Raw genomic sequence first — 26,909 nt, 5'->3', positions numbered from 1 at the left:
AGGCTTTGCTGTACGAAATGTGAAGCTTGACCCGGTCTTTCAGCAACATCTTTTTTCGAGTTATCAGCGTTAAGTGAGAATTATGCCTCAATCCATTCCTGAAGATTCTGTCGGTATCGTCACACCGCAGACTATCCATTTTGACCAGCCCCTGGCACTGGCCTGTGGTCGACAATTAGACAGCTACGACTTAGTCATTGAAACCTATGGCAGCCTGAATGCGGATGCATCTAACGCCGTACTGGTGTGCCATGCACTGTCTGGCAACCACCATTTAGCTGGCTATCACAGCCCCGATGACAAAAAACCCGGATGGTGGGACTCGGCTATAGGGCCTGGAAAGCCGATCGACACCGACAAGTTCTTTGTCATCGGCCTGAATAATCTGGGCGGTTGCCATGGTTCAACCGGCCCTCGGAGTACCAATCCGGAAACCGATAAACCTTTTGGCCCGGACTTCCCAATTATGACTGTCGCTGACTGGGTTGAAAGCCAGGCACGACTAGCAGATCACTTCGGTATCCACCAATGGGCAGCGATCGTTGGCGGCAGCCTCGGGGGAATGCAAGCACTGCAATGGGCAATCGACTATCCACAACGATTACGCCACTGCATGGTTATCGCCGCCGCGCCAAAACTCAGCGCCCAGAACATCGCCTTTAATGAGGTAGCCCGGCAGGCAATTTCCCGTGACCCAGATTTTAATAATGGACACTTCTACGAAAACGGCAAGGTGCCGAAAACGGGGCTGATGCTGGCTCGGATGCTTGGCCATATCACCTACCTGTCCGATGACGGCATGCGAGAAAAATTCGGCCGCGAACTTCGTGAGGGAAAAATCAGTTATGATTTTAATCCACAGTTCGAAATTGAATCCTATCTTCGCTATCAAGGTGAGCAGTTCTCCAAAGCGTTCGACGCCAATACCTATCTATTGATGACTAAAGCGCTGGATTACTTCGATCCCGCGGCGGACCACGATCACAATCTGGCGGCGGCAGTTAGCAACGTACAATGCAAGTTTATGGTGATCTCATTTACCACCGACTGGCGTTTCTCACCGGAACGCTCCCGGGAAATTGTCGACGCTTTGGTCACTGCTGAAAAACGAGTCAGCTATGCAGAGATCGACTCCCATAACGGTCATGATGCATTCCTGATACCCAATCCCCGCTATATGGATATTTTTTCAGCCTATATGAAACAGGTCGTTGCTGATATTCCTCAGACTGGCAAGGAGAATAACTGATGCGTGCTGATCTGGACATTATTCAGGATTGGATAACCCCCAACAGCAAAGTGTTGGATCTGGGGTGCGGTGATGGCGAGTTATTGGCATATCTGCAACAGGAAAAAAACATTACGGGCTATGGTGTCGAGTTTGATCACGACAATATTACGACCTGTATTGAGAAAGGTATTAATGTAGTCGAGAAAAATATCGATGAAGGACTGGCCAGCATCCAGGACAGCAGTTTCGATACCGTCATTATGACCCAGGCGCTTCAGGTCATGTACCACCCGGACCAGATCGTCGACGAAATGCTGCGTATCGGTAAAGAGTGTATTGTCACTTTTCCTAACTTTGGCCATTGGCGCGCACGGGGCTATCTTGCTTTTCGTGGCAGAATGCCGGTTTCTAAGTTCCTGCCCTATACTTGGTATAACACACCTAATATTCACTTCTGTACGTTCAAAGATTTTGAGCAGCTGTGCGTTGAGCGCAACATACATATCCTCGAACGAACCGTAGTGGACAACGAACATAAGCATCACTGGTCGATCCGCTTGTGGCCCAATATGCTGGGCGAAGTCGCCATTTACCGAATCACCCGATAGGGAGCAAATAATGAAAGTATCAACCTTATGCAAACGCTTTAGTAAAAGGTTTTGTGCCACGCTGGTAGTCATTGCCGGCTTGCTCGTTTCACCCCTTAGTAGTGCCGAGCAGATGGTCTCCCACGGCGATTACATGATTCACTATAACGCCTTTAACAGCAGCTTCATCCAACCGGACGTAGCACAATCCTATGGCATCAAGCGTAGTAAAACTAAAGGTTTGCTGAACATATCTGTACTGCAAAAACAGGCCGACGGCACGACCAAGCCAGTTTCGGCTATTGTCAAAGGCGAGGTGGTCAACCTGATCTCACAAAAGCAGGAACTGAGCTTTCTGAAAGTAGATGAAACTAACGCGCTCTATTATATCGGCGACTTTGGTTTTACCGACGATCAGGTTCTGCGCTTTAGCTTGCAGGTACAACCTGATCCAAATCAGCCAGCTTACAGCATCAATTTTGAGCAGCGTTTTTACGTCGACTAGCTGTTCGCTACCCACTGATAGTTAAAAAAGAATTTGAACTAAGGATACTTTATGTCCCGTCAAATCGTCCTTGCCAGCGGTAACAAAGGCAAACTGAGAGAGTTTAATCAGGTCCTGGGAGAGCTCGGCGTTGAAGTACTGCCGCAATCAGAATTCAATGTACCGGATGCCGAAGAGACCGGACTGAGCTTTGTTGAGAACGCTATCCTTAAAGCCCGCCACGCCTGCCAGTTAACTGGCTTACCCTCCCTGGCGGATGATTCAGGACTGGAAGTGGATGCGCTTAAAGGCGCTCCGGGAATCTATTCCGCTCGCTTTGCCGGTGCCGGTGCCTCCGATGCTGAAAACAACACCAGACTTCTACGCTTACTGGAAGGGATGTCGCCGGAAGAACGTAGCGCCAGATTCCGTTGTGTTCTGGTATTCATGCGCCACGCTGAAGACCCAACTCCGTTAATCTGTCAGGGAACCTGGGAAGGACAGATTTTGTCTCATCCGCAAGGGGAAAATGGTTTCGGCTATGACCCTCTGTTTCTAGTGCCCGGGCTTGATATCGCATCGGCTCAGCTCCCCTCTGAACAGAAAAACAGAATCAGTCATCGGGGCCAGGCTGTACAGCAGCTGATCAAGATGATTCCAAATTACCTTTGAGAAAGTCTGAGATGTTCAGCCTACCGCCGCTATCGCTCTATCTCCATATCCCCTGGTGTGTGCGTAAGTGCCCCTACTGTGATTTCAACTCCCATGCAGTAACCGGTGAGATCCCTCAACAGCGTTATATTGACGCGCTGCTGCGCGATCTTGAGGCAGAACTTCCCGGCGTACAGGGCCGCCAGATTGAGACCATCTTTATTGGCGGCGGCACCCCAAGCCTGTTTGATGCTCAGGGGATCAAACAGATCCTCAACGGCGTTGCTAGTCTTACACCCCTATCGGCCTCTGCTGAGATCACCATGGAAGCAAACCCGGGGACTTTCGAGCAGGAACGCTTTGCCGGATTCAGAGAAGCAGGGGTTAACCGCCTCTCAATCGGCGTGCAGAGTTTTGACAGTGCCCGGCTGCAGCAGCTGGGACGGATACACAACCGTCACGACGCCCTGCATGCCGCCGGTAAAGCACGCGAGATAGGCTTTGATAATTTCAATCTGGATCTGATGCACGGTTTACCTGACCAGACTCCGGAAACCGCACTGACAGACCTGCAACAAGCGATAGATCTACAACCCAGCCACCTATCCTGGTATCAGCTGACCATCGAACCCAATACCGAGTTTTTTAGCCGGCCGCCTAAATTGCCAAAAGATGAAACACTCTGGGCAATTCAGGAACAGGGGCAAGCGTTGCTAGCCGATCACGGTTATCAGCAGTATGAGATCTCCGCCTACAGTCAGCCCGAGCAACGGTCGCAACATAACCTTAATTACTGGCAGTTTGGTGATTATCTGGGAATCGGTGCCGGCGCCCACCAAAAAATAACCTGGCCCGAACAGAACCGGATTACCCGCCGTTGGAAGCAACGCCAACCTAAAGCTTATATGGATGCGTTGAATCCGATCTCCGGCGAACAGGATATCAGTCAACAGGAACGCCCTTTTGAATTTATGATGAACGCCCTGCGCCTGACCGATGGCGTCAACAGCGACCTTTTCAGTCAGCGTACCGGGTTATCACTGGACTCCATATCCAGTCTGTTAGATAAAAGCCGTCACGCAGGGCTGATGCAAACCGATTCCGGTATTCTTGCGCCATCCCCCCGGGGACGTCTGTTCCTCAATGATCTGCTCGAACAGTTTCTCGATTAACCCTCCCTGCGTAGAAGTAATCTGCGTCAAAAGATGAAGATTTGAGAAGATAGAGCAAGAATCGGGTAGCGTCACCCGATTAAAACACCGAAACTATCCCTGTTGAATCGAATGGACTAGGGATATGAATTTCAAAAGCCTGCTGCAACTTCTGCTTCTTGCCGCCCTATGGGGTGCCTCGTTTCTGTTTATGCGAATTGCAGCGCCCGTTATCGGTCCGGCTATTCTGATAGAGCTGCGCCTGTTACTGGCAGCCCTATTTCTGCTGGTAATTGCTCTGTTATTAAAGCGCAACCTCAACATCCGACAACACTGGAAGCACTACTGCGTGCTTGGCTGGTTTAACTCCGCACTCCCCTTTCTCTTGCTCGCCTATGCCGCCCAGACTTTATCCGCTTCACTGCTCTCAATCCTCAACGCTACCGCTCCGATCTGGGGAACTCTGTTGATCGCATTACGTTTCAACAAGCCGATGACCCTGAAGGTAGTTACCGGACTATTAGCCGGTATCTGCGGCGTTGGCCTGCTACTTGGTTTCGATCCAGCACTGTTAGAAAAGGGCTCCTGGGTGGCTATTGCAGCAGCGCTTAGCGCCGCAGTCAGCTATGGCGTCGCCACCTGCTACGCCCAGGGAGCGGACAGTGTTGAGCCTTTCGCCAATGCCCACGGCAGCATGTGGGCTGGCACTTTTCTACTGCTCCCATTGTTGCCTCTGTTTCCGGCCCAAGTTAGTAACGAACCCCAGATTATCGGTTCGGTGTTGCTACTGGGTATTTTCTGTACCGGTATCGCTTATCTGCTCTACTTCAAACTGATCGCAGATATTGGCGCGGCTTCCGCACTCACCGTCGTCTTTATGGTCCCCGTATTCGGTGTACTCTGGGGACACCTGTTTCTCGATGAGCCGATCGGTTGGCATACGATTACCGGCGCGCTGATCGTGCTGGGTGGTGTTGCATTGGTCACCGGATTCAATCCCCTCAATCTCTGGCGTAAACGGAGGCCTGCCAATGTCTGACAAATCAATACAGCAGTATGAGACCATCGCCGCTGCGATACGTTATATTCGCTGCCATGCGAAAAACCAGCCCGAATTGGCCGAGGTAGCAGCCGCTGTAAACCTTAGCGAGCATCATTTGCAGCGGCTCTTTAGTGCCTGGGCGGGCATATCTCCGAAACGTTTTCTTCAATACCTCACTAAAGAACACGCCCTGGTCGCATTAAAAAAGTCAGCTAATACCCTTGATGCTGCGTTAGCTGCCGGGCTCTCCGGGGGCAGTCGACTGCATGATTTGATGATCAGCTGTGAAGCGATGACACCGGGAGAGATCAAATCAGGAGGCGAGGGCGTTACTTTGTATTATGGTTCAGCGCCTACGCCATTTGGTCTGGCGCTATTTGGTTGGACCGACCGGGGGGTTTGCTATCTGGCCTTCTGTGATGATGACCTGCAAAGCAGACTTGAAGAACTGTTTAACCAATGGCCTAACGCCACCACTCAGGAAGATAAACAGCAGGCAATGCTGCTAACCGGACAGATTTTTCCCACTACGCCACAACCTGGAAAATTACATCTGTTACTGCGGGGCACTAATTTTCAGATGAAAGTCTGGGAAGCCCTGTTACAAACCACACAGGGGCAGTTTATTTCCTATTCTCAGCTAGCTAAAACGGCCGGATCCCCTAAAGCACAGCGGGCTATCGGTAGCGCAGTGGGTGCCAATAACATTGGATTTCTGATCCCTTGTCACCGGGTAATCAGGGAGAGTGGAGTAAGTGGAAATTATCGCTGGGGGGCTGAACGAAAACAGGCGATTCACGCTTGGGAAAGCGCCGCACCCTCTCCGAGATAACTAATCATACTAACCCGCAGCTCAGAATAGAGCTACAGACACAGAAATCAGCACACAATAGCGTCCGAACAGTGCTTACTGCCCGGTATAACCCGAAATTAAATCCAGGCTAATCGCCATCTGGATTAATTCAGGCAGAGACTGCGCCGCCATCTTGCTCATCAGATTAGCCCGATGACCTTCGACTGTTTTGCGATTAATGCCCAACACCTCGGCGATATCCTGATTCGCAAGGCCCTGAGCAACCTGCTCAAACACCTGACGTTCACGTTTAGTCAACGCCGCAAAGTGCTGCTGTACCGACTGTAGCTTCTGTTGTCCGTCCCGTTGAGCCAGATCCTGCGCCAGTGCCTGCTGAACATGATCCAGCAGTAACTGATCATTAAAAGGCTTTTCGATGAAGGTGCGGGCACCCTGAGTCATGGCCGTTACCGCCATATCCACACTGCCATGGCCGGAGATCATAATCAGGGGGATATCGACATGGTAATCGGGAAGCTTCTTCTGTGCGCTAATACCACTCAAACCCGGCATCCGTACATCCATCAGAATACAGCCACTTGAACCAGGCTCAAAGCTATCCAGAAAAGCCTGCGCATTTTCGAACGAGACCACTTTCAGGCCTACCGATTCGAGTAACCATTGCAGGGAATCCCGTACATCCCAATCATCATCAACTACGTATACAGTCTGCTCAGCCATTTCACTCTTATCATTTGCTAATAACGTTGGTTATCAATTCTACTATGTTGTGGACAGAATAAAGCTAAACTTCGCACCATCATCAGCACGGTTTTCTGCCTGCAGTTGTCCCCCATGCCGTTCTATCAGAGTACGACTTATCGCCAGTCCCATACCAAGCCCGTCAGCCTTAGTGGTAAAAAACTGCTCAAACAACTGCTCCGGATCATCCACCGGCAAGCCCGGCCCCTGATCCAGCACCGAGATTATAACCTGATCTGTTTTATCCGTAGAAGCCTCAAGCCACACCTTAAGTGGTGCCCGATGATCTGCACGGTGACAAGCCTCTATACCATTGAGCAGAAGATTCAGTAGTATTTGTTCGAGTTGAATCCGGTCAGCGTATACCGCGGGTATATTTTCAGGCAAGCCATTTTCCAGCACCACATTATGCCGTTTAGCCGCACTGCCACAGAAACCGATTAGATCGTTAACTAAAGAGTTCAGCTCCAACAGCTCCCATTTCGGGTCGCTTTTACGGGTAAAATCCATCATCCGGCGAACAATCTCACCGGCCCGCAATGCCGTATTCCCTATCCGTTCCAATGGCTGTTCGATATCATCAAGGGCAGATTCACGATCCGTTTGCAAACGCCGTTGAATGCCCCGTACGTAATTCACCACAGCGGTCAAAGGCTGGTTAATCTCATGGGCCAGACCCGTCGCCATCTCTCCCATCGTAATCAGCCGTGCAGCATGATCAATCTCCTGCTGATATTGCTGCTGTTTCGCTTCAGCCTGCTTAATCGCCGTCATATCCCTCGCTACGGTTGAAAAATATTCCAGCCGGTTATCCAAGGTCCGATGTGCCAGCACTTCTAACATCACAGGAATAGCCTGCTGATGAATCCTGCTGTACATGTCCGCCTCTCCTCGCCAGCTTCCCTGATCATGGGCTTCAGGAAAGGCCTGTTGCTGTAACAGCGAGTAACTTTCAGGGGTAAATAGCATTTTTAATTGTAGAGGATCATGACCGCTAACCTCGAGTCCCAAAGCATCTCTGGCCGCTTCATTTAACTGGCTGACCCGGTGATCCGGAGTAACGAAAGCCACTAGATCACTACTGTGCTCCAGCACCCTGGCCAGGCGACGATTAGCCTGTTCAGCATTGATACGCTGACTAACATCCCGGGAAACGACTAAAATTTCTTTCAGTTCATCAGTAGCCGCATCTCGAATCGAGCGGCTGGTACTTTCTAACCAGGTATAGTGGCCATCTTTACAGCGAAATCGATAATTATGGGTGTACAGCCCCCTTTCATAGCTGACACTGGGCGAACGCCGCTTAAAATCTTCGACATCATCGGGGTGGTACAACTCATAGGCAGACATACCGACAATCTCTTCGACGCTGTAGCCCAACAGGTGCGTTACCGCAGGAGAGGCATAGATAAAACGCCAATCACCCGGCGTATGCCGGGAGATCATATCGGTAGACTGTTCCGCCATCTCAGCCAACAGCCGATTACGCTCAACATCGGTGGACTGTATCAATCCTCCAGAAGAGGAAGATTGTTTATTGCTATCTGGCTTTTTCACCCGGGCGCTCTCCGGTGGCTGACTCATTAGCATTATCGTTCCTCCCAATCATACCAAGCCTGCCCGGACAGTTCAGTTAACGGCAAAACTTCCAGTAATAAGCCGGACTTAATCATCCAGTTGTTGCAACATACTGCGCAACGAATATTTCTGAACCTTACCGGTGGAGGTTTTTGGCAGGTCGGCAAAAACCACCCGTTTCGGACATTTGAAATGCGCCATATTATCGCGACAGAAACTGATAATATCTGCTGCGCTTACCTCTTCTTCCGGCTTCAGGGTAACGATGGCACAAGGGACCTCACCCCAATGGTCATCAGGCTGGGCCACCACTGCAGCTTCCATAATGGCCGGATGCCGGAACAGCATGTCCTCAACCTCTATCGTTGAGATATTCTCTCCGCCGGAGATAATGACATCTTTAGAACGATCTTTAACTTCGATGTAGCCGTCCGTATGCCATACCGCCAGATCACCGGTATGGAACCAGCCACCTTCAAAGGCATCTGCCGACGCTGATGGGTTCTTTAAATAGCCTTTCATCAGGGTATTACCCCGCATAAAGACCTCTCCCATCGCCAGACCATTCATAGCAACCGGCTTAAGTGTTGTAGGGTCAGCTACCATCAATCGTTCCATCGCTGGTGCCCGCACTCCCTGACGTGCCATCTTGGCAGCCTTTTCTGGCAACGGCAGTTGCGCCCACTCTTCCTGGAATGAACAGAACACACTAGGACCATAGGTCTCAGTCAGACCATAAGCATGCACAACCTGAATACCCAGTTGTTCAATCCCTTCAATAATTGACGCAGGAGGAGGAGCCCCCCCAGTGGTTACTGTGACCGGATGATTAATCTCCAGTTTCTCCTCTTCTGGTGCATTTAGCAGCATGTTCAGTACTACCGGCGCACCACAGAAGTGGGTCACACCATAAGAATCTATCGCCTGAAATACTTTCGCTGGTAGCAAGTGGCGCAGGCATACATGAGTACCGGCAACAGCTGTCACCGCCCAGGGATAACACCAACCATTGCAGTGAAACATCGGCAGGGTCCAGAGATATACCGCATGCGGAGGTAGATTCTGTCCCAGAATATTACTCATGGCATTCAGATAGGCACCCCGGTGATGATATACCACCCCTTTGGGGTTACCGGTGGTCCCTGAGGTGTAGTTCAACGCGATAGCCTGCCATTCATCTTCTGGAGGTTGCCAGACGAAATCGCTGTCACCTTCAGCCAGCAACTGTTCGTAGGTCAGTTCACCGAGCAGCTCACCGCCATCAAACTGAGGATCATCAACATCGATTACCAGCGGGTTTTGTTGCGATGTTTTCAACGCTTTACCGACGGTAGCCGAAAATTCACGATCGGTAATAAGTACCCGTGCCTCACCATGGTCCAGCATAAAACTCATCGTTTCAGCATCGAGACGGGTGTTCTGGGCATTCAGCACTGCCCCCAACATAGGCACAGCAAAATGCAGCTCTATCATTTCAGGAATGTTGGGAAGCACCGCCGCAACAGTATCTCCCACGCCGACACCACGTTGGCTCAACGCTGATGCCAGTCGCAAACAACGCTGATACGTTTCTGCCCAACTACGAGTCAGATCACCATAAACAACCGCCGCACGATCAGGGTAGACACTAGCGGTACGTTCAATGAACCCGATCGGACTCAAAGCAGAAAAGTTCGCACTGTTCTGCTCCAGACCCATCTCGTACGGATTGTTATTCTTGTTTTCCATACTCGCTCCTACTTAATAGAGTGATGCAAATTAACGTAAGAACTTCATGCTGAAGTCCCTGAATTCCGGCACATCAGAGCGCATCATCCACTCAAAACCAACCATCTCCCGGGTAATGATTTTCACCCCTTCATCACGCATTCGGGCAATCGCATACTCGGTATCCACTGGATTACGGGCAGAGATAGCATCAACTACTACATAAACCTTTTTACCTTGCTCCAGTAATCGCAGCGCGCTCTGCATCACACAGGCATGGGCTTCCATTCCACAAATCACAATCTCTTCACGGCCCATAGCTTCAATACGGGCGCTACATTCTGGAGAATCAGCGCAGGAGAAAAAGGTCTTACCGATAAAATCTTCAGCCGGTAACAGCTCCTTCAACTCTTCAGTCGTGGGTCCCACACCTTGTGGATACTGTTCAGAGCCTAATACCGGAACCCCCACCAGTTGCGCCAACTCCATCAGCCAGCGACAATTTTTTACCAGCTCTTCGCTCTTATGCACACCTGGCAACAGTTTTGCCTGCACATCAATTACCAGCAGCGCACTCTTTTCTTTATTAATCAGCATATTATCTCTCCTGTTCAGACTGGACGACGGTCAACCATATTAGTCGCAACACCTTCAGCAACCACCTTTCCTTTCACGGTACAAACCGTTTCCAGCACTACCCGACGGCGTTCTAGATTAATTTCCAGTACCTTAGCTGTCGCGGTAACGGTATCACCAATATGTACAGGCGCTTTAAATTTCAACTGCTGATCAATATAGATAGCACCCGGTCCAGGCATACGGGTCCCTAACACAGCCGATATCAACGCTGCGCTAAACATACCGTGGACAATCCGCTGGCCAAATATCGTCTGCTCAGCATACTCAGCATTGATATGCACCGGATTATCATCCCCGGACACCCCGGCAAACAACACCACATCGGCTTCTGTCACGGTTTTCGCATAACTTGCCGTCTGGCCTACCTGCAGATCTTCAATGTAAAAGCCATGTAAATCATCCATCTTCGTTTCCTCAATCGTTGTTATTTTCCGCCCTTATAACCGGGCTCTCAGATATGCGCTGAACCTAACAGTAATGGTTTTTACTTATAAAACCAAGTAAAAACCCTTGGTTTTTATAATTAATCCTGCTAGTTTGACTCGAAATATAACGGCATGAACCCAAAAATGCCGGGAGAATATTATGATGACCCAGACCACCAACCTCATACCTGAGGCTACACCTACCTTGCTGGGACGCACTATTGGCCACCTGCGACGCATCTGGCGAACCCCTTCCAGTAACACCATCGCCGATGAACTTCAGCTAAGTCCTGAGTTAAATCCGGGCGATTCAGAACAATTGATTCAATGGATGGACGGCTGCCTGTTACAAGAATGCAATGAAGTCACCGCAAGAAACCGGGCTGTCATTCTGGGGCGCAGCTATCTTAGGCTGAATGAACAAGGCCGTAGCCGCTTCCTGCTGTTACTTGCAGAGCATTATGGGATTAATAATGAGCAGATCGAAGAGTGCTTTCAGCTGTGGAAAAATGCACCGGCTGAAGAACGCGCCAAAGCCGGCCAGCAATTAAGAGAATCTCTGGACCCACCTCGACTTCGTCTGTTAACTCAGTTTAACGGCCTACCAGAAGGGGTTAAATTTCTGGTGGACATGCGTGCTGAACTGCTCACTCTAAAGAAAACTTACCCACAACTGGCAGAACTGGAAGCGGACCTAAAACGTCTGCTAATCAGCTGGTTTGATATCGGTTTGCTACAACTGGAACAAATTAACTGGCAATCCAGTGCCGAACGACTGGAAAAGCTGATCGCCTATGAAGCGGTACACGAGATCCAAAGCTGGGATGACTTGAAAAACCGACTCGATTCTGATCGCCGTTGCTTTGCATTCTTTCATCCTAATATGCCCAACGAGCCCCTCATTTTTGTCGAAGTCGCTCTGGTGAAGGGGCTGGCCAATAACGTGCAGACATTGTTAGATGAAGCGGCTCCCTTGCAGGATATACAGCAAGCAGATACCGCCATTTTCTATTCCATATCTAATGCGCAGCCAGGTCTGGCGGGTATCAGTTTTGGTAACTTTCTCATCAAGCGAGTAGTCGCCAGGCTACAGCAGGAATATCCTCATCTGACACAGTTCTCAACCTTGTCACCAATGCCCGGTTTCTGTCGTTGGCTGGAACAGCAGAATGAGTCTGAACTCGAACAATTATCCGGCGGCAAGCAGTGGCTGCAACTTAAATCTGACTCAGACATTTCTGATCATATGCCTCCAGCAGAAGCTCGCGAGCCATTACTTAGTCTAGCTTGCCACTACCTTAGCCAGGTCAAAGGCAGAGGTCATCTCAGTAAAGATCCGGTAGCCCATTTTCATCTCAGTAACGGCGCCCAGATAGCTCAACTGAACTGGCTAGCCGATTCATCTGCTAAAGGGTTACAACAATCTGCGGGCATCATGGTCAACTACCTGTACCAGCTACCGCAGATTGAATCCCGAAGTCAGGACTACAGTCAGCAGGGCTCTGTCTCACTGGCTCCGAGCCTGAAACCTCTTCTCAAGCTATAACAAGCGTACTTTTACTCATTAAATAATCCGATAAAAATAATATCGACAGGAGATCAACATGACACAACGTATAGCAGTAGTAACTGGAGCCAGCGGCGGTTTAGGCGAAGCTATGTGCAAAGCGATGCTCGATCAGGGCCGTAAAGTTGTCGGAAGCTACTTTCCCGGCACGGATAGCGATGCCCAAACCTGGCAGCAAACGATGCAGACTGAAGGTTATGAAGTAACCATCTATCCACTGGATGTTGCCGATTATGATAGCTGTTGCAGCTTTATTGCCACGGTAGAAAAGGACCTTGGGCCGATCGATATTCTGGTTAACAATGCAGGTATAACCCGTGATGCACCCTTAAAACGAATGCAACCACAGCAGTGGCAGGACGTTATGCGTACTAACCTGGATTCTATGTATAACATGTGCCAGCCGGTATTTGATGCTATGTGTAACCAAGGCTTCGGCCGCATTGTTAACATCTCATCTCTGAACGGAGAACAGGGTCAGTTTGGACAGGCTAACTACTCGGCCGCCAAAGCGGGTATATATGGTTTTACCAAAGCAATCGCGAAGGAAGGCGCACGCAAAGGAGTGACGGTAAACGCAGTATCACCCGGCTTTATCGACACCCCGATGGTCCGTCAGGTACCTGAAAATGTATTGGAATCAATTGTTGCCGGAATTCCAGTTGGCCGTCTGGGCCTGCCTGAAGAGATTTCACGTGCAGTGGCATTCCTGACCGCTGACGATGCCGGCTATATCACGGGTACTAACTTGTCGGTTAACGGCGGCGAGTATATGAGTTAAATATACTGTTCTGAATTAAGAGAGTTTAACCCCAGGGTAAGACTGCTACAATTCGGCTATGGTATCACCCGATAAGCACCTTACTCTGGATCTGCGCAGCTACAGCGCTGAGACTAACAGCCACCAGCATGACTATCATCAGCTGGTGTTGCCCGTTTCCGGTTTGCTCGACATGACCGTCGGCCAAAGCTCCGGCAAGGTTTCCTCACAACATGCAGCGGTTGTCGCGGCAGGAGAGGCCCATGGTTTTGCCGGATCCGCTGATAACTGTTTTGTGGTAGCAGATATTCCCAATGCCCTGGCCCCTGAACTGGAACGATTGCCCGCCTTCATCAGCCTCACTCCGGCGCTGATTCAATATGTCTGTTTCCTTCACCAACAACTGCAGCAAAGTAATTCAACCAGTAGCCAGCGTCAGATGCTGTTACTACTGATACAGCTGTTACATGAACAGCAGGATGAACCGCTCAACCTTGACCGGCGTATTACGACAGCACGCAGCTATCTGGATAAACATTACTGTGAGTCGGTAAGTTTGTCGTATCTGGCAGGTATTGCCAGCCTCAGCCCACGCCAGTTAAGCGAACTTTTTCGTCAGCAATTGGGTATGACGCCGCAGCAATACCTAATCGAGAAACGCATGCAGCAAGCCTGGCAGCTATTGGAAATAGGTCAGTTAAGCATCCAACAGGTCGCAGAGACGGTCGGTTACGCTAGCCTGTCAGCTTTCAGCGATCGGTTTCGCAAACATTTTGATAGACCACCTAGCTTCTTTCGCCGTTCCGGCAAATAATTCCGCTAGCACGACAAAGACCTCCAGGGTGCCTCGCCTTATGCTGACATGATAATTTGTCGGGATAATATGAATGTTAACAACAACACTGCGGGCCACATTGATTGGCTCAGTTTCCATCTTTCTCTGGGGCACTCTGGCTCTACTGACTCGCCTGACTGAGGGCCGGATTCCTCCGTTCCAGCTGATGGCAATGACGTTCGCTCTGGCTTTTCTACTGATGAACCTGAATTGGTGGCGTCAGGGACACTTAGGGCTGAGGCATCTACGTCAACCAAAGCGGGTCTGGATGTTAGGTATAGGAGGCTATTTCGGCTATCACTTCTGTTATTTCCTCGCGATGACCAAAGCCCCGGTAATCACCGTTAGTCTGTTGGCTTATATGTGGCCACTGCTGATTGTTCTGCTAGCGGGCTTATTACCGGGCGAAACAATACTTAAACGGCATATAATCGGTGCAATCATCGCACTTTATGGATGCTGGCTGCTCATCGGCCAGGGAAGTGACGGGTTTAATCAGCAATACCTCAGCGGTTATTTACTGGCGTTAACCTGCGCCTTAATTTGGTCAGGCTATTCAGTTCTGAGTCGCCTGGTGAAACAGGTATCCACCGATGCTGCTGGATGGTTTTGCGGCGCCACCGCACTACTGGCATTGTGTTGTCACTGGCTGTGGGAAACAACAGTCTGGCCAGCATCAGCCGGTCAGTGGTTTGGAGTGATTGGCTTAGGCATTGGCCCGGTGGGTATCGCCTTCTTTACCTGGGACTATGGGGTTAAACACGGCAACCTGCAGCTACTCGGAGTACTGGCCTACTCAGCACCGCTGATTTCAGCTCTGCTGTTAGTCATTTCAGGAGTAACCGAAGCGAACTTAACACTGGGCCTGGCCTGTCTGGCAATTGTATTAGGATCAACCATTGCAGGGTACAAGAAACGTAAAAAGCTCACTACGAGCGTTAACATCATAAACCCTGAATCCCGCTACTGATTCTATCCTCTTCGCCTTCTTTTTTTTCCAGCAAAGCCTGCCGGGTAATCTGCCAGGCAGAAGAGAGGAATAGCGCAGCCATCATCAATGCCGTAACTAGGTCCGGCCAAGGAGTATCTGAATACCAAACACCCGATGCGGCGATCAGGACGATAATATTACCAATCGCATCGTTACGACTGCAGAGCCAAACCGAGCGGATATTGGCATCACCATTTTTATAACGCATCAATAGCAATACACAAATCATATTAGCTACAAAAGCAGCGATGGCCACACCACCCATAGTCATCGCATCCGGGGCATTCATAACAAAAACCCTGTAAATAGTAGAGCCCGTTACCCATATCGCCATAAGTGACAAACTCAGCCCTTTAAACAATGCAGCATTACTACGTACAGAAACAGCCTTGCCTATTACCCAAAGACTGATGCTATAGCTCATTGTATCGCCGAGAAAATCCAACGCATCCGCTTGTAGAGCCTGTGATTGGGCAGCAATACCCGCCACAATTTCGACACCGAACATAACCCCATTAATGGCAATAATCAGCCAGAGAATTCGTAAATACAGCGGATCCAGACCTGTAAATGTAGTATTTCCACAGCAGTGAGACATGGCTTAACCCTCTTTCATATATTTGTCAGTACAAAAACTATAAAGTCTCTAGTAACTAGAGCTTCAAGGTTTATTTGTATATGAAAGAAAAAAGTTACGGCATTGGCCAACTGTCAAAACTAACCGACTGCAAAATCCCCACCATTCGATGGTATGAAGAACGAGGGTTATTACCTGTTGCCAGCCGCAATGCTGGAAATCAGCGCCGCTATAATCAACAGCATCTGACATTGTTGCGCTTTATCCGTCATGCCCGCCAGCTTGGATTTGATCTACCCGCCATTGAGCAGCTGCAAAAGCTATGTAGTTGCTGCCTGGATGATCATCTGCAAGCGGATCAGATCGCCAAACAACATTTAGCTGATATTCAGCAGAAAATTGCACAGTTACAAGCGATGGAAACCGAGTTAAACCGGATGATAGAAAATTGTAGCTATGAGGATGAACACCAATGCCAAGTACTGGAAGTCCTGGTAAATCATAAACTATGCAGCAGTGATCATGCAGTTTAGTGTGCGATACGAGGAGCCTGCGGGCTACCTGCACTATCCTGTGCAGCCGCACTGACCCACTCTGCAGCCGTCATCACCCGCTGTAGCATATGTTCAAAGGAGTAACGCTGCCCCGGCGGTAGTGACAACGTCATCCCTTCTCCATCAGCAGGCAGCATAATAATTTTGACAATCTTACCTTCAGTTTTAATATCAATCCGCTGTACCAGAATTCCCTCTTCGCCCAGGGGGTAGTGACTGGCATCTTCCTGATAGGGCGTCGAAAAATCCGCCTGCTGAACGGCCCCTTGTTTCTCCAAATCGCCCAGGCTTTGCTGTTGCTCCGATTGCAGATGACTGGCGTTATTTACCGTCGGAAAAGTATGTTCGCCGAACAATGTATGGATACGCAGGGCTAATCGACGCGTCCACCAGGCCCGATATTCTTTTCCACCTTCACTGGCACGTATCAGGATACGGTCTTGCGCTGCATCATAATTCAGATTGATCTGATTCTGAGATGCCTCACTCTGGGGCGCTTGATTATGCGAAGCTTCTTCTGTCATCTGCTTTCCTAAAGTGTTGCTCTGTGTCCTGAAATTGAAGCAATTTCAGCGACCATATCAGGAATATTGCTAAGACAGGTTACATCCCGGTCCGCTGTTTCAGCTTCCGGCCAGACTGCCTCTGTAAGATTAACCCAAATTGTCCAAAGCCCCACATGCTTGGCTCCCAGAATATCATGGTGAGGATTATCGCCGATATGAATCACCTGCTCGGGTCGCAGTTGATTGCGATGTAACATCTGTTCAAACATCAGAGGGTGGGGTTTCTCTTTGCCAACACCGTCAGCATTTAGAGCAAAATCAAACAGGTCTCCCAGGCCCACTCGGTTTACATCGGCATTACCATTACTCAGCGCGCCGATGAGATAACCCGACTGTCTCAGTTTCTCCAGGACACCCCGTGCATGCTCAAATAGCTCTACCTGATTACGGGCTTCGATAAACACTTCAAATGCCTGTTGAGACAGTGCAACCGCCTGGTCCTGTGGATAACCCGCCTCTAGCAGACCGATCTCCAGCTGCTTTAGGCGAATCAGGGTGACACTGTGGCCTATATCGGGACTCTGCTGCAGCGCTTGCTGCTTCAGAACTTCAAAATCTCGCAATTTATAGCACTTGACGAACAGCTCAGCATTCTCACTAAGCCACTGATAAAGTGTCTTATTTGCAGCGATTATGACGGGATTAACCGCCCAAAGGGTGTCATCCAGATCGAAAGTTATACATTTAATCATCGTCTTTCCCAGACTTATTGTCAGATTGTCGGTGCGCGCGGGGGTGAGCTTTATCGTAAACATCCATCAGATGTCTGAAATCAAGGTGAGTATAGATCTGGGTCGTGGATATATCAGCATGCCCTAACAATTCCTGCACCGCACGCAGATCGCCACTGGATTCCAGCATATGGCTGGCGAAAGAGTGCCGTAATCGATGCGGATAGACCTTGCCTTGAGTATGCTGCATCTTAGCCCGGCGGTCGATCCGAAGCTGAACACTGCGAGTACTGATCCGACTACCCCGTTGACTGACAAACAGTGCCATCTCTTCAGGTTTTGTCATGTTATCGCGCAGATCAAGCCAACGATCCAGCGCCTGCATCGCCTTTCTGCCAATCGGCAACACCCGCTCTTTAGATCCCTTGCCTACCACTCTCAGCGTCGCCTCCTGCCAGTCAATACTGTGCAGATCGAGGCTGACCAGCTCGGATAAGCGCAGTCCGGATGAGTAAATCAGCTCCAGAATGGCTTGATCGCGGCACTCCAGCGGGTCATTTTTAGTACTGTCGTCGGTATCAAGCAACTGATTAAGCTGATCAACATCCAGTGTATGAGGTAACCTGCGGGGGCTTTTAGGCGCTTGAATACCCAGAGCGGGATTTTGTTGCACCAGCCCTTCACGGTGAAGATATTTATAAAAGCTGCGGATAGCCGATAAAAGACGCTGGATACTTTTGCCGCCCAGCCCTTCACGATGAACCCAGGCAACAAAATTGCGAATATGTTTTGTTTCTATCTGAGCCCAATCGACACATCCACTCGGAAACAGCGTGCTGTGTTGCAGATACTCCTGCAAACGGGTCAGATCACGGCGATAATTGCTCAGGGTGTTGCCGGAGAGCTGTCGCTCGCTGACCAGATAGGTATAAAACCCATCCAGTGCAGCATCGCCAGTGTTCATAAAATCAGGCCTTTCGATCCTGTAGCAGGGGAGAAACCACCCGGCTCAGCGCCTGACCAATATAATCGAGAAACAGGGTTCCCTGATTACTTTGGAAGTAAGACGCATCAAAGCTACCGATTGCCAGCAGCCCCAGAGTTTCGCCCTTCACTATAGGTACAGCGGCAGCAGATTTTACTTTGAAAGCCTGCTCCTGAAACAGAAACTGGTTCTGCAATTCCGTCAGGTTACCGCAACGGGTTTGTGACAGATCCACCAGTCCATCGATGGCTTCGGCATCTTCTCGTAACAGTACGCGCAGATTATTCTGCGCTTCAGACTGCTCACCGAAGAGTACTAACGCGGTGGTATCACTGTTGAAATCCTGACAAAGGCTCTCATCAATTGCGACAGCTACATCATCCAGAGTATCGGCATCCAGCAGCGCCAGAATCATTTTCTTAGTTTTACTGAACTGAATATCGTTTTCCCGGGCCACGCCGATCATATCACCGAGATAATCGTGTAACTCGCGATTCTTCTGGCGCAGCAGGCTCGTCTGTCGCTCCACTAGCGAAACCGTATTACCTCGCTGATGAGGAACATAAAGTTTCTCCAGCAAATATTCATTGCCAGTGAAAAAATCCGGATTCTGGGTTAAATACTCAGCAACCTGCTCGGCACTAATCTCTTGAGAGATCGTACTTACAGGCTTAGTCGCTGTTGGCTTATTTTCGCTCATAGGAAGATTTGTCCTTCATACACTGTAGTTGCAGGCCCTGTCATTATCAGTGGCTCCCCTTCACCGGCCCACTCTACCAACAGTGTGCCACCGGGTAGGTGCACTGTCACTTTTTGATCTAACAGGCCACGTAAACGACCCGCAACAACCGCAGCACAAGCACCGGTTCCACAGGCTTTGGTTTCACCGGCACCGCGTTCAAAAACACGCAAACGGATCTCAGCACCGCTGATCACTTCCATAAAACCGATATTCGCTTTAGCCGGGAACTTAGGGTCGCATTCCAGTGCCGGCCCCCAAGTCTCAACGGGAGCGGTACTAACCGCATCGACCACCAGCACACCGTGGGGATTGCCCATCGAGACCGCACTGATCTGGACTGATTGTCCATCCACATCTATAGAATAGGTAGCTGCCTGCTGATCCGCACTGAAAGGAATCTTCTGGGGTTCCAGTATCGGCACGCCCATATCCACAATCACCTGCTTATCAGCAGTTATCGTTAGGTAGATAGGCCCTTGCTGGGTTTCTACTGCAACCGTTTCTTTAGCGGTAAGTCGCTTATCCCGGACGAACTTGGCAAAACAGCGGGCACCATTGCCACAATGTTCTACTTCAGTACCATCAGAATTAAATATCCGATAGCGGAAATCCATCTCAGGATTAGTGGGTGGCTCAACAATCAGCATCTGATCAAAACCGACACCCAGGTTTCGGTCCGCCAGACGCGCAACCATCGCGGAATTAACCTTAACTTTTTGTGTCACGGTATCCAGCACCAAGAAATCATTGCCAAGACCGTGCATTTTTGTAAATCGAACTAACATAGTTTTCTCTTTAGGCGCACTGTTCGGACAGTGCTTTGCCTTTTCTGTCGGGCTCATTAACGAGACTGATTAACAGGTCCTTTCAATAACCCTTGTTACAACTAAGACCATCAACCCGGTAAAACAGTTTCACCCCGTAGCTGGTCTACAACGGTTTCGCGCTTACGAATCAAGTGTATCTGATTGTCATCGACCATCACTTCAGCAGCCCGGTTACGGGTATTGTAATTTGAACTCATGCCAAAACCATAGGCGCCGGCAGAACAAACCGCTAACAGATCACCCGGCTCGATATTCAACTCTCGATCTTTCCCGAGGAAATCACCGGACTCACAGACCGGACCTACCAGATCAAAGCTCCGCGCGTCGCCTTCCTCACGAATCTCTACCGGAATAATCTCCATGTAAGCGCTATACAGTGCCGGACGAATAAGGTCATTCATAGCGCCATCAATAATGGCAAAGTTCTTATGCTCATTACACTTAAGGAACTCGACCTTAGTAATCATAATGCCCGCATTAGCAGCGATAGATCGCCCCGGTTCAAAGATCAGCTTCAGTGGCCGATCGCCGAGTTTTTCAAGCACTGCGGCGATATACTCCTGAGGTGTAGGAGGCACTTCGTCGGTATAGCAAACCCCCAGGCCACCGCCCAGATCCAGATGCTTAATAGTGATGCCTTGTTCTGCCAGGGTATCGATCAGCAATAATAACCGGTCCAGCGCATCCAGGAACGGCTCAACCTCTGTCAGCTGAGAACCGATATGGCAATCCACACCTTGTACTTCGAGATGGCTCAGGCTGTGAGCATAACGGTAGACACGTGCCGCCTCTTCGATAGCCACACCGAACTTATTGTCTTTCAGACCGGTAGAGATATATGGGTGAGTACCGGCATCCACATCGGGATTGACTCGCAATGAGATCACCGCCACTTTATCCAGTTCAGCCGCCACTTTGTTCAAACGATCCAACTCGGCTTCCGACTCAATATTAAAGCAGTGGATACCCAGTTCCAGGGCACGGCGCATTTCATCTTCACGCTTTGCTACACCCGAAAAAACTACTTTCGCAGGGTCACCACCGGCCTTAATAACCCGCTCCAGCTCACCCAGGGAAACGATATCGAAACCCGCGCCCAATCGTGCCAGCACATTCAACACGCCGATATTTGAGTTAGCTTTCACCGCGTAACATACCAGTGCATCACGGCCTTCAAGTGCCTGAGCGTAATCCAGGTAAGCGCGTTCCAGAGCATCGCGGGAATAGATATAGGTTGGCGTACCGTATTGTTCAGCAATCCGGCTTACCAGCACTTCTTCGGCACAAAGGCGGCCATTCAGGTATTGAAAATTATCCATGGTTATCTGTCTGTATATAAGGTTACTGCTCAGGAATAACTGAGCCTGTTAATAGAAACTAGTTCTAATTGATTCGTTAAAGTAATTAAAGGCTACTGCTGCGCCTGTTTGGGCGCATCTTCGGGCAGATAAAGGTCCCCTTTCTGACCACAACCACTGATCAACAGAGCACTGAAAAAAATGGCGATCCAACAGGCTTTCACGTTTTTATTCCTGATTTTTAGTTAATCGCCCGATTATACAGCGCAGCAGCCATGATGAGTACCTGAACGAACTGCTATATACTCTGTCTCACTGATAATATTCCGTCACATGAGTACTACAATGAACGAATCTGAATTTAACCAGAAGGTTGACGACACTCTATTCGAGATCGAAGAAGTTCTTGATGAAGCCGAGTCCGACATCGACTTTATGAATAACGGTGGCGTACTCACAGTGATCTGCGAGAATCAGACTCAGGTGATATTTACCCGGCAGACACCGGTTAAACAGCTCTGGCTAGCAGCCCGCAGCGGTGGTTTTCACTTCGATTTTAATGGTAAAACCTGGGCCCGTGACAGTGATGGAGCACTGTTGAATGATGTTCTGACTGAAGTATTATCAGCGCAGGCCGGTGAAAGTTTCAGCTTCGATCTATAAGGAATAACCGATGTCATTTGAAAGTGCACTGCAACGCCATATGCAGACCTTTAATCGTCTGCCAGAGATCGAGACGGATATCCGTCAGCTAGCCGAACAGGTCGCAGCAACATTCACTGCCGGCGGCAAGCTACTGTTTTTTGGCAATGGCGGCAGTGCTGCCGATTGCCAACACTTGGCGGCAGAGTTTGTCATACGTTACAAAGCAGAACGCAGGGCGCTTCCCGCTCTGGCCCTGACGGTAGACAGCTCTATCCTGACTGCGCACTCTAATGACTACAGCTTTGATTCGGTATTCACCCGCCAGATAGAGGCGTTGTGCCAACCCCGGGATCTGGTTATCGGCTTATCCACTTCAGGTAACAGCGCAAATGTTATCAACGCGATAGAAGCGGCTCAGAATATTGGCGCCGTTTGCTGGGCCTGGACCGGAGAGAGCGGCGGAAAGCTCGCCTCAATTGCGGACCATTTAGTAAAAGCACCGAGCAGTGAAACAGCCCGAATTCAGGAAGCCCATATATTTATCGGCCATTGGCTCTGTGAAGAGATGGACCGGCGAATGTCGACTCCATAATAACTGTTCGACCCTAAGCTGCTCTTAGCCAAGAGCAGCCATCTGTTTTACCAATTGCAGCTGTTGGTCAAGCGCACCCCGATTCGCTTCAATACAGTTACGACCACGAATGCCCATCGCCCGTGCCTGCTCTGGATGATCAATCAATTCAGCAACAACCCGCTGTAGCTCTTCGGTATCGATGACAACCTGAAGCGCCAGTTCCTGCTCCATCGTCTCAACGATTTGATGAAAGTTATGAACATGGGGGCCGATTAGTACCGGCTTACCCAGTACCGCAGGCTCCAGTGGATTATGACCTCCATGTTCAACCAGGCTGCCCCCGACAAAAGCGATATCTGCCGTACTGTACAGCGTCATCAACTCACCCATAGTATCCCCAAGATAGATCTGACAATCTGCTGCCGGTAGCTGAGTCAGACTTCGACGACAGGTACGAAAGCCTGCCTTAACACTTTGATCATAAATGCTGGTAAAGCGCTCCGGATGCCTGGGTACCAGCACTAAAACAAGATCGTTATATCGCGATTGCAGATTCCGATAAGCCTGCAACAGCTGCGTTTCTTCATCATCATGGGTACTGGCTGCAATAATCACCGGGCGCTCAGAACCCCAGGCATTTTTCAACCTGCTGGCTTCAGACGCAGCGCCCTCTGGGGCTTCAATATCGAACTTAATACTACCGGTCACTTTTAACTTTTCAGACGCCAGCCCCAGCTCGACAAAGCGTTCACCATCCTGCGCATTCTGTACTGCAATCCCTGTGACACGTTGCAACATTGGTTCAGCAAGCCATCTGAATCGTTGATAGCCGGCAGCTGAGCGTGCAGATAGCCGTGCATTGGTTACCAACACCGGGATATTACGCTGAGCGCAGCTGTGGATAAGATTGGGCCAAAGTTCAGTTTCGACGATCACGCAGCTACGGGGATTGATGCGTTTATGAAAACGGGCCAAAGCATCGGGAAGATCATATGGGCAATAACAGTGGCTAACCCGATCACCAAAATGAGCCGTCACCCGGGCACTGCCAGTAGGCGTCATGCTGGTAATGAGTACCGGCACCTCCGGGTGCTCATCCAGCAGTTTTTCTACCAAAGGAATAATTGCCATCGTTTCGCCAAACGAAACGGCATGCACCCAGATAGGTCGCGCGCCCTCAACGGAATGAACAAAACCAAAGCGCTCAGACCAGCGACGTCGATACTCCGGCGCCTGCTTACCGCGCAGCCAAAGCTTCAGCAAAACCAGTGGTATCAGACAATAAAACATCAGCGAATAGAACCAACGAGCCATAGAGATATACGCATTCCATAAGTAAAACATCAGTTTACCATTATCAGTGAGTGATACCGAGGGTATAATGACCGCTGTTAATCGCAGGTATAAAGATGCAAACAGTAACGACAGATCTGGTTATTCTGGGCGGCGGTATCGCCGGCCTCTGGCTGTTAAACCGAGTCCGACAACAAGGTTTTGATGCTATCTTGCTGGAAACCCATAGCCTCGGTGGACGTCAATCCGTCCGCTCTCAGGGGATTATTCACGGCGGCACAAAATACGCTTTGAATGGCGTTCTAACCCAGGCATCCAATAGCATTGCTGATATGCCATCCCGCTGGCGCGCCTGTCTCGAGGGAGAAGGCGAACTAAATCTCAGCCAGGCACGGATTCTGTCTGATGCTCATTATATGTGGTCGAAAGCCTCACTAGGGTCGAAAATGACGACCTTCCTGGCCAGTAAAGCGCTGAAAGGACGAGTAGATCAAGTTTCAGCTAAAGAGCGGCCGCAGGTTTTCCAGAATCCAAAATTCCGCGGTAATCTGTATAAATTAAATGAGATCGTCCTGGATGTACCTTCCGTCATTGAGGCCTTGGCCAGACCCAATATGCAGCAGATCTGCAAAGTTGATCCCTCCGAGGTCCGGCTAGAAACACTTAACGGTGAAGTTCAGGCGGTACAGCTAAACCAGCTGCGCATTAAAGCCCAGCGTTATATAACCACCGCTGGCGAAGGTTCCGAGGAGCTCTTGCAGCAACTCGGCATAGATCAACCACAGATGCAGCGCCGGCCACTGCATATGGTCGTAATCCGCCATCGTTCCGATCTTCCTACCTTCGCTCATTGCATAAGTAGCGGTAGCAAGCCCATAGTCACTATCACCACACACCCAACCCAGGATGGCGAACAGGTATGGTATCTGGGCGGCGATTTGGCCGAAGCCGGCGTAAAGCGAAGTTCAGAAGAACAAATTAAGGAAGCCCAACAACTGATTGCCAAACTGCTTCCCTGGGTCGAATTGAACGATGCCCGCTGGGGTAGTTTTCATATTAACCGGGCAGAACCTAAACAGTCGTCGCTGACCCGTCCAGACTCAGCCTTTGCCCAGTTAAGCGGCAATTGCGTCATCAGCTGGCCCACTAAACTGGCATTGGCACCCGATCTGGCCGATCAGGTCCTTGGCATGCTCAGTGAGCAAAACATCACCCCCTGCGCCAAGGCAGACAGGTCCGTTCTGGCACTATTAGCCAAACCAGAGATCGCTGAACCAGTATGGGAGAGTTTGTTTTGCTAACACTGAGAAAGATTGCCGGTACCGATCTGATGGTCAGTCCGATCGGGCTGGGCACGGTCAAGCTGGGCCGCGATCGCGGTGTAAAATACCCCGAAAGCTTCACCATTCCTGATGATCGGAGTGCACGAGGCCTACTGGATCTGAGCAGAGATCTGGGGATCAACCTGCTAGATACCGCTCCCGCCTATGGTCGGAGCGAGGAGCGACTTGGCCCACTACTGCAGGGGCAGCGTGATCATTGGCTGATATGCAGCAAGGTTGGTGAGGAGTTTAATAACCAGACTGGGCAATCACACTTTGATTTTACCCCCGAACATGTGAGATTAAGTATAGAGCGAAGCCTGCAACGACTTCAGACCGATGTGATAGATATCCTACTGGTGCACTCTGACGGCAATGATATTGAGATCATCCAACGTTACGGCATATTGGAACAGCTGGAGCTGTTAAAAGCGGAAGGAAAGATCCGCGCCGCCGGTATGTCTACTAAAACGGTTGCCGGGGGCATTGAAGCTCTGAAACGCTCTGATATCGCCATGGTCACCTACAATCTGGATTACCAGGACGAGCTGGCGGTTATCGATTATGCGCTGGCAGAGGAAAAAGGGGTATTTATCAAGAAGGCCCTGGCTTCTGGCAGCCTCAATCAACGGCCAGGAATTGATCCGGTTCGGGCAAGTTTTGATCAGGTATTAGGTCATCAAGGGGTCAGCAGCGCCATTATCGGCACTATTAATCCTGAGCATCTGCGTGCGAATGTTGAGGCGGCTTCAGCGGCTATGGAGCAACAGCTAAGCACTTAAAGATTACAGTTATAACAACAGGAGAAAGCATGCTCATAGCCAGTATAGATCCGGCCGAATTCCGAACTCAGGCCATTGAGATCGAACCTTTCGCTGGCGGTATCAATATCACTCCTGTCGGCATTCCTGTTGATTTTGAAACTATGCAGATGCGTCGTAAAGCTTGCCAACCCAGCATTCCTGGCAAGTACGCCAACCTGGGTGTTTCAGCACAGATCCACCTGACCCTATTTGAAAAAGAGTACCTGATATTAGTCCGGCAGCAAAAAGCTGACCATGCCTTATTGAAACTCCCTTCGGGTTATGTGCCCCTGGAGCAACTTAGTAATCCTTACCTAACCCTGGCTCAGGAGTTAGTAGAAGAGTGCCTATTACTGAAAGGAAAGAAATTCTGTCGGGTGGAGCTAAACACTCAGCGATTAATCAAACCCTATTCAGAACTTGAATATCACAGTGAGGATATCTTTCAGCTCTACAGTGAACGCAGCAACCCACTCAAATTCCCCCAAGCTCAGATTTATATCAACCGGCAGCCATTATTAGGTAACCCTTTCCTGTATATCCATAAACAGACCTGCTCCGCTCAGCTGGTGTATCCCCTGCGGATGAAACTACCTGACTGTGAAGAGTTATCTTTGCTGCATGCGGAAGAGCAATATGACCAGGTATCGAATGAGCTGAATGTGATACTGAATTCAGAGCTCTGGCTGGCCAGAGTGAACGGCGATGGAATCTTTAGTCTGAACAAGCTCATTCGGGATCGGGTGCAGGCCATGAAAATACCCGCCGACACCCGCTTAAGCGAAGTGTTTGCACCCAAGAGAAAAACGTTTATGTAATCCACTTACTTAAAGGTTTCAAGTTTTATTT

The 26,909-nt window shown here is 49.8% G+C and carries 31 protein-coding genes; 17 read left to right on the top strand and 14 right to left on the bottom strand.

What is annotated here, in order from left to right; translation table 11 throughout:
• Nucleotides 1-82: 82 nt before the first annotated feature.
• From QZZ54_RS01580 to QZZ54_RS01550, 7 genes are all read left to right on the top strand, one after another.
• Complete coding sequence (locus tag QZZ54_RS01580; protein ID WP_290697606.1) at nucleotides 83-1,249, top strand: homoserine O-acetyltransferase; 1,167 nt, start codon at nucleotides 83-85, stop codon at nucleotides 1,247-1,249.
• Complete coding sequence (gene metW / locus QZZ54_RS01575) at nucleotides 1,249-1,839, top strand: methionine biosynthesis protein MetW (RefSeq protein WP_290697603.1); 591 nt, start codon at nucleotides 1,249-1,251, stop codon at nucleotides 1,837-1,839. Before QZZ54_RS01580 ends, metW begins: the two co-directional genes overlap by 1 nt.
• Nucleotides 1,840-1,849: 10 nt before the next feature.
• Nucleotides 1,850-2,323: a DUF4426 domain-containing protein gene (locus tag QZZ54_RS01570; RefSeq protein WP_290697600.1), complete on the top strand. Its 474-nt coding sequence runs from the start codon at nucleotides 1,850-1,852 to the stop codon at nucleotides 2,321-2,323.
• Nucleotides 2,324-2,374: 51 nt separating this feature from the next.
• Entirely contained in the window at nucleotides 2,375-2,974 is a 600-nt protein-coding gene (gene rdgB / locus QZZ54_RS01565; RefSeq protein WP_290697597.1) for an RdgB/HAM1 family non-canonical purine NTP pyrophosphatase, read from the top strand.
• Nucleotides 2,975-2,985: 11 nt separating this feature from the next.
• Entirely contained in the window at nucleotides 2,986-4,125 is a 1,140-nt protein-coding gene (gene hemW / locus QZZ54_RS01560; protein ID WP_290697594.1) for a radical SAM family heme chaperone HemW, read from the top strand.
• A 124-nt stretch (nucleotides 4,126-4,249) separates the two neighbouring features.
• The gene (locus tag QZZ54_RS01555; RefSeq protein WP_290697590.1) at nucleotides 4,250-5,143 is read left to right on the top strand and encodes a DMT family transporter; all 894 of its coding nucleotides are present in this window, start codon (nucleotides 4,250-4,252) and stop codon (nucleotides 5,141-5,143) included.
• Nucleotides 5,136-5,978, top strand: a complete 843-nt coding sequence (locus QZZ54_RS01550) for a methylated-DNA--[protein]-cysteine S-methyltransferase (protein ID WP_290697587.1) — start codon at nucleotides 5,136-5,138, stop codon at nucleotides 5,976-5,978. The genes QZZ54_RS01555 and QZZ54_RS01550 overlap by 8 nt, the downstream gene beginning before the upstream one ends.
• A gap of 75 nt (nucleotides 5,979-6,053) precedes the next feature.
• Here the strand turns inward: QZZ54_RS01550 and QZZ54_RS01545 are convergent, their stop codons facing one another.
• The 5 genes from QZZ54_RS01545 to QZZ54_RS01525 form a co-directional block, all read right to left on the bottom strand.
• Nucleotides 6,054-6,680: a response regulator gene (locus QZZ54_RS01545; RefSeq protein ID WP_290697585.1), complete on the bottom strand. Its 627-nt coding sequence runs from the start codon at nucleotides 6,678-6,680 to the stop codon at nucleotides 6,054-6,056.
• Between the two features lie 42 nt (nucleotides 6,681-6,722).
• Nucleotides 6,723-8,285 (bottom strand): PAS domain S-box protein, encoded by a 1,563-nt coding sequence (locus QZZ54_RS01540; protein ID WP_290697583.1) that lies wholly within the window; start codon nucleotides 8,283-8,285, stop codon nucleotides 6,723-6,725.
• Between the two features lie 81 nt (nucleotides 8,286-8,366).
• Nucleotides 8,367-10,007: an acyl-CoA synthetase gene (locus QZZ54_RS01535; protein ID WP_290697580.1), complete on the bottom strand. Its 1,641-nt coding sequence runs from the start codon at nucleotides 10,005-10,007 to the stop codon at nucleotides 8,367-8,369.
• A gap of 30 nt (nucleotides 10,008-10,037) precedes the next feature.
• Nucleotides 10,038-10,583 (bottom strand): hydrolase, encoded by a 546-nt coding sequence (locus QZZ54_RS01530; RefSeq protein ID WP_290697577.1) that lies wholly within the window; start codon nucleotides 10,581-10,583, stop codon nucleotides 10,038-10,040.
• A 14-nt stretch (nucleotides 10,584-10,597) separates the two neighbouring features.
• Complete coding sequence (locus QZZ54_RS01525; protein WP_290697574.1) at nucleotides 10,598-11,029, bottom strand: MaoC family dehydratase; 432 nt, start codon at nucleotides 11,027-11,029, stop codon at nucleotides 10,598-10,600.
• 181 nt (nucleotides 11,030-11,210) lie between these two features.
• On the opposite strand from QZZ54_RS01525, the gene QZZ54_RS01520 reads away from it, so the two are divergent.
• The 4 genes from QZZ54_RS01520 (at nucleotide 11,211) to QZZ54_RS01505 (ending at nucleotide 15,182) form a co-directional block, all read left to right on the top strand.
• Nucleotides 11,211-12,596 carry a malonyl-CoA decarboxylase gene (locus QZZ54_RS01520; protein WP_290697572.1) on the top strand — a complete coding sequence of 462 codons (1,386 nt, stop codon included), beginning with the start codon at nucleotides 11,211-11,213 and terminating at the stop codon, nucleotides 12,594-12,596.
• Nucleotides 12,597-12,654: 58 nt separating this feature from the next.
• The gene (gene phbB, locus QZZ54_RS01515) at nucleotides 12,655-13,398 is read left to right on the top strand and encodes an acetoacetyl-CoA reductase (protein ID WP_290697569.1); all 744 of its coding nucleotides are present in this window, start codon (nucleotides 12,655-12,657) and stop codon (nucleotides 13,396-13,398) included.
• A 58-nt stretch (nucleotides 13,399-13,456) separates the two neighbouring features.
• Entirely contained in the window at nucleotides 13,457-14,191 is a 735-nt protein-coding gene (locus tag QZZ54_RS01510; RefSeq protein ID WP_290697566.1) for an AraC family transcriptional regulator, read from the top strand.
• 73 nt (nucleotides 14,192-14,264) lie between these two features.
• On the top strand, nucleotides 14,265-15,182 hold the full coding sequence (locus QZZ54_RS01505; protein WP_290697563.1) for a DMT family transporter: 918 nt from the start codon (nucleotides 14,265-14,267) through the stop codon (nucleotides 15,180-15,182).
• Here the strand turns inward: QZZ54_RS01505 and QZZ54_RS01500 are convergent.
• Nucleotides 15,157-15,801, bottom strand: a complete 645-nt coding sequence (locus QZZ54_RS01500; protein ID WP_290697560.1) for a cation diffusion facilitator family transporter — start codon at nucleotides 15,799-15,801, stop codon at nucleotides 15,157-15,159. The two genes, QZZ54_RS01505 and QZZ54_RS01500, sit on opposite strands and share 26 nt — an antisense overlap.
• An 80-nt stretch (nucleotides 15,802-15,881) precedes the next feature.
• On the opposite strand from QZZ54_RS01500, the gene QZZ54_RS01495 reads away from it, so the two are divergent.
• A complete protein-coding gene (locus QZZ54_RS01495) occupies nucleotides 15,882-16,313 on the top strand; it encodes a helix-turn-helix domain-containing protein (RefSeq protein WP_290697557.1) in 432 nt (143 codons plus the stop codon).
• On the opposite strand, the gene QZZ54_RS01490 is transcribed toward QZZ54_RS01495, so the two are convergent.
• The 7 genes from QZZ54_RS01490 to QZZ54_RS01460 form a co-directional block, all read right to left on the bottom strand.
• Nucleotides 16,310-16,858 (bottom strand): hypothetical protein, encoded by a 549-nt coding sequence (locus QZZ54_RS01490; RefSeq protein ID WP_290697554.1) that lies wholly within the window; start codon nucleotides 16,856-16,858, stop codon nucleotides 16,310-16,312. The genes QZZ54_RS01495 and QZZ54_RS01490 overlap by 4 nt on opposite strands.
• An 8-nt stretch (nucleotides 16,859-16,866) precedes the next feature.
• Nucleotides 16,867-17,592 carry an HAD family hydrolase gene (locus tag QZZ54_RS01485; protein ID WP_290697551.1) on the bottom strand — a complete coding sequence of 242 codons (726 nt, stop codon included), beginning with the start codon at nucleotides 17,590-17,592 and terminating at the stop codon, nucleotides 16,867-16,869.
• Nucleotides 17,585-18,535 (bottom strand): tyrosine recombinase XerC, encoded by a 951-nt coding sequence (gene xerC, locus QZZ54_RS01480; protein ID WP_290697549.1) that lies wholly within the window; start codon nucleotides 18,533-18,535, stop codon nucleotides 17,585-17,587. Before xerC ends, QZZ54_RS01485 begins: the two co-directional genes overlap by 8 nt.
• Before the next feature lie 4 nt (nucleotides 18,536-18,539).
• A complete protein-coding gene (locus QZZ54_RS01475) occupies nucleotides 18,540-19,256 on the bottom strand; it encodes a DUF484 family protein (protein ID WP_290697546.1) in 717 nt (238 codons plus the stop codon).
• Nucleotides 19,253-20,083, bottom strand: a complete 831-nt coding sequence (dapF, locus tag QZZ54_RS01470; protein ID WP_290697545.1) for a diaminopimelate epimerase — start codon at nucleotides 20,081-20,083, stop codon at nucleotides 19,253-19,255. Before dapF ends, QZZ54_RS01475 begins: the two co-directional genes overlap by 4 nt.
• A 110-nt stretch (nucleotides 20,084-20,193) precedes the next feature.
• A complete protein-coding gene (gene lysA / locus QZZ54_RS01465) occupies nucleotides 20,194-21,444 on the bottom strand; it encodes a diaminopimelate decarboxylase (protein ID WP_290697543.1) in 1,251 nt (416 codons plus the stop codon).
• Between the two features lie 92 nt (nucleotides 21,445-21,536).
• Nucleotides 21,537-21,647 carry a lipoprotein gene (locus tag QZZ54_RS01460; protein WP_290697541.1) on the bottom strand — a complete coding sequence of 37 codons (111 nt, stop codon included), beginning with the start codon at nucleotides 21,645-21,647 and terminating at the stop codon, nucleotides 21,537-21,539.
• A gap of 121 nt (nucleotides 21,648-21,768) precedes the next feature.
• On the opposite strand from QZZ54_RS01460, the gene cyaY reads away from it, so the two are divergent.
• Together cyaY and QZZ54_RS01450 are read left to right on the top strand one after the other, a co-directional pair.
• Entirely contained in the window at nucleotides 21,769-22,086 is a 318-nt protein-coding gene (gene cyaY, locus QZZ54_RS01455; protein WP_290697539.1) for an iron donor protein CyaY, read from the top strand.
• A 10-nt stretch (nucleotides 22,087-22,096) separates the two neighbouring features.
• On the top strand, nucleotides 22,097-22,660 hold the full coding sequence (locus tag QZZ54_RS01450; protein ID WP_290697537.1) for an SIS domain-containing protein: 564 nt from the start codon (nucleotides 22,097-22,099) through the stop codon (nucleotides 22,658-22,660).
• A gap of 24 nt (nucleotides 22,661-22,684) precedes the next feature.
• On the opposite strand, the gene waaA is transcribed toward QZZ54_RS01450, so the two are convergent.
• Nucleotides 22,685-23,986 carry a lipid IV(A) 3-deoxy-D-manno-octulosonic acid transferase gene (waaA, locus tag QZZ54_RS01445; RefSeq protein ID WP_290697535.1) on the bottom strand — a complete coding sequence of 434 codons (1,302 nt, stop codon included), beginning with the start codon at nucleotides 23,984-23,986 and terminating at the stop codon, nucleotides 22,685-22,687.
• Between the two features lie 65 nt (nucleotides 23,987-24,051).
• On the opposite strand from waaA, the gene QZZ54_RS01440 reads away from it, so the two are divergent.
• The 3 genes from QZZ54_RS01440 to QZZ54_RS01430 are packed head-to-tail and all read left to right on the top strand — an operon-like array spanning nucleotide 24,052 to nucleotide 26,878.
• Nucleotides 24,052-25,236 (top strand): FAD-dependent oxidoreductase, encoded by a 1,185-nt coding sequence (locus QZZ54_RS01440; protein WP_290697532.1) that lies wholly within the window; start codon nucleotides 24,052-24,054, stop codon nucleotides 25,234-25,236.
• On the top strand, nucleotides 25,215-26,039 hold the full coding sequence (locus QZZ54_RS01435; protein ID WP_290697530.1) for an aldo/keto reductase: 825 nt from the start codon (nucleotides 25,215-25,217) through the stop codon (nucleotides 26,037-26,039). The genes QZZ54_RS01440 and QZZ54_RS01435 overlap by 22 nt, the downstream gene beginning before the upstream one ends.
• A gap of 29 nt (nucleotides 26,040-26,068) precedes the next feature.
• Nucleotides 26,069-26,878 carry a hypothetical protein gene (locus QZZ54_RS01430; protein WP_290697528.1) on the top strand — a complete coding sequence of 270 codons (810 nt, stop codon included), beginning with the start codon at nucleotides 26,069-26,071 and terminating at the stop codon, nucleotides 26,876-26,878.
• Nucleotides 26,879-26,909: the final 31 nt, after the last annotated feature.

It is taken from the genome of Amphritea sp., from assembly GCF_016744155.1.
Classification (GTDB): domain Bacteria; phylum Pseudomonadota; class Gammaproteobacteria; order Pseudomonadales; family Balneatricaceae; genus Amphritea.
The sequence above is the reverse complement of the archived record's forward strand: the minus strand, read 5'-3'. Positions and strand labels throughout refer to the sequence as shown.

Coding starts and splice junctions, on each gene's coding strand:
- dapF (WP_290697545.1), bottom strand. CDS start 20,083: ATGTTAGTTCGATTTACAAAAATGCACGGTCTTGGCAATGATTTCTTG.
- QZZ54_RS01540 (WP_290697583.1), bottom strand. CDS start 8,285: ATGAGTCAGCCACCGGAGAGCGCCCGGGTGAAAAAGCCAGATAGCAAT.
- QZZ54_RS01450 (WP_290697537.1), top strand. CDS start 22,097: ATGTCATTTGAAAGTGCACTGCAACGCCATATGCAGACCTTTAATCGT.
- QZZ54_RS01430 (WP_290697528.1), top strand. CDS start 26,069: ATGCTCATAGCCAGTATAGATCCGGCCGAATTCCGAACTCAGGCCATT.
- hemW (WP_290697594.1), top strand. CDS start 2,986: ATGTTCAGCCTACCGCCGCTATCGCTCTATCTCCATATCCCCTGGTGT.
- QZZ54_RS01505 (WP_290697563.1), top strand. CDS start 14,265: ATGTTAACAACAACACTGCGGGCCACATTGATTGGCTCAGTTTCCATC.
- QZZ54_RS01570 (WP_290697600.1), top strand. CDS start 1,850: ATGAAAGTATCAACCTTATGCAAACGCTTTAGTAAAAGGTTTTGTGCC.
- QZZ54_RS01580 (WP_290697606.1), top strand. CDS start 83: ATGCCTCAATCCATTCCTGAAGATTCTGTCGGTATCGTCACACCGCAG.
- QZZ54_RS01535 (WP_290697580.1), bottom strand. CDS start 10,007: ATGGAAAACAAGAATAACAATCCGTACGAGATGGGTCTGGAGCAGAAC.
- waaA (WP_290697535.1), bottom strand. CDS start 23,986: ATGTTTTACTTATGGAATGCGTATATCTCTATGGCTCGTTGGTTCTAT.
- cyaY (WP_290697539.1), top strand. CDS start 21,769: ATGAACGAATCTGAATTTAACCAGAAGGTTGACGACACTCTATTCGAG.
- QZZ54_RS01510 (WP_290697566.1), top strand. CDS start 13,457: ATGGTATCACCCGATAAGCACCTTACTCTGGATCTGCGCAGCTACAGC.
- QZZ54_RS01440 (WP_290697532.1), top strand. CDS start 24,052: ATGCAAACAGTAACGACAGATCTGGTTATTCTGGGCGGCGGTATCGCC.
- QZZ54_RS01485 (WP_290697551.1), bottom strand. CDS start 17,592: ATGATTAAATGTATAACTTTCGATCTGGATGACACCCTTTGGGCGGTT.
- xerC (WP_290697549.1), bottom strand. CDS start 18,535: ATGAACACTGGCGATGCTGCACTGGATGGGTTTTATACCTATCTGGTC.
- rdgB (WP_290697597.1), top strand. CDS start 2,375: ATGTCCCGTCAAATCGTCCTTGCCAGCGGTAACAAAGGCAAACTGAGA.
- lysA (WP_290697543.1), bottom strand. CDS start 21,444: ATGGATAATTTTCAATACCTGAATGGCCGCCTTTGTGCCGAAGAAGTG.
- QZZ54_RS01545 (WP_290697585.1), bottom strand. CDS start 6,680: ATGGCTGAGCAGACTGTATACGTAGTTGATGATGATTGGGATGTACGG.
- phbB (WP_290697569.1), top strand. CDS start 12,655: ATGACACAACGTATAGCAGTAGTAACTGGAGCCAGCGGCGGTTTAGGC.
- QZZ54_RS01555 (WP_290697590.1), top strand. CDS start 4,250: ATGAATTTCAAAAGCCTGCTGCAACTTCTGCTTCTTGCCGCCCTATGG.
- QZZ54_RS01435 (WP_290697530.1), top strand. CDS start 25,215: ATGGGAGAGTTTGTTTTGCTAACACTGAGAAAGATTGCCGGTACCGAT.
- QZZ54_RS01525 (WP_290697574.1), bottom strand. CDS start 11,029: ATGGATGATTTACATGGCTTTTACATTGAAGATCTGCAGGTAGGCCAG.
- QZZ54_RS01500 (WP_290697560.1), bottom strand. CDS start 15,801: ATGTCTCACTGCTGTGGAAATACTACATTTACAGGTCTGGATCCGCTG.
- QZZ54_RS01490 (WP_290697554.1), bottom strand. CDS start 16,858: ATGACAGAAGAAGCTTCGCATAATCAAGCGCCCCAGAGTGAGGCATCT.
- QZZ54_RS01520 (WP_290697572.1), top strand. CDS start 11,211: ATGATGACCCAGACCACCAACCTCATACCTGAGGCTACACCTACCTTG.
- QZZ54_RS01495 (WP_290697557.1), top strand. CDS start 15,882: ATGAAAGAAAAAAGTTACGGCATTGGCCAACTGTCAAAACTAACCGAC.
- QZZ54_RS01475 (WP_290697546.1), bottom strand. CDS start 19,256: ATGAGCGAAAATAAGCCAACAGCGACTAAGCCTGTAAGTACGATCTCT.
- metW (WP_290697603.1), top strand. CDS start 1,249: ATGCGTGCTGATCTGGACATTATTCAGGATTGGATAACCCCCAACAGC.
- QZZ54_RS01530 (WP_290697577.1), bottom strand. CDS start 10,583: ATGCTGATTAATAAAGAAAAGAGTGCGCTGCTGGTAATTGATGTGCAG.
- QZZ54_RS01550 (WP_290697587.1), top strand. CDS start 5,136: ATGTCTGACAAATCAATACAGCAGTATGAGACCATCGCCGCTGCGATA.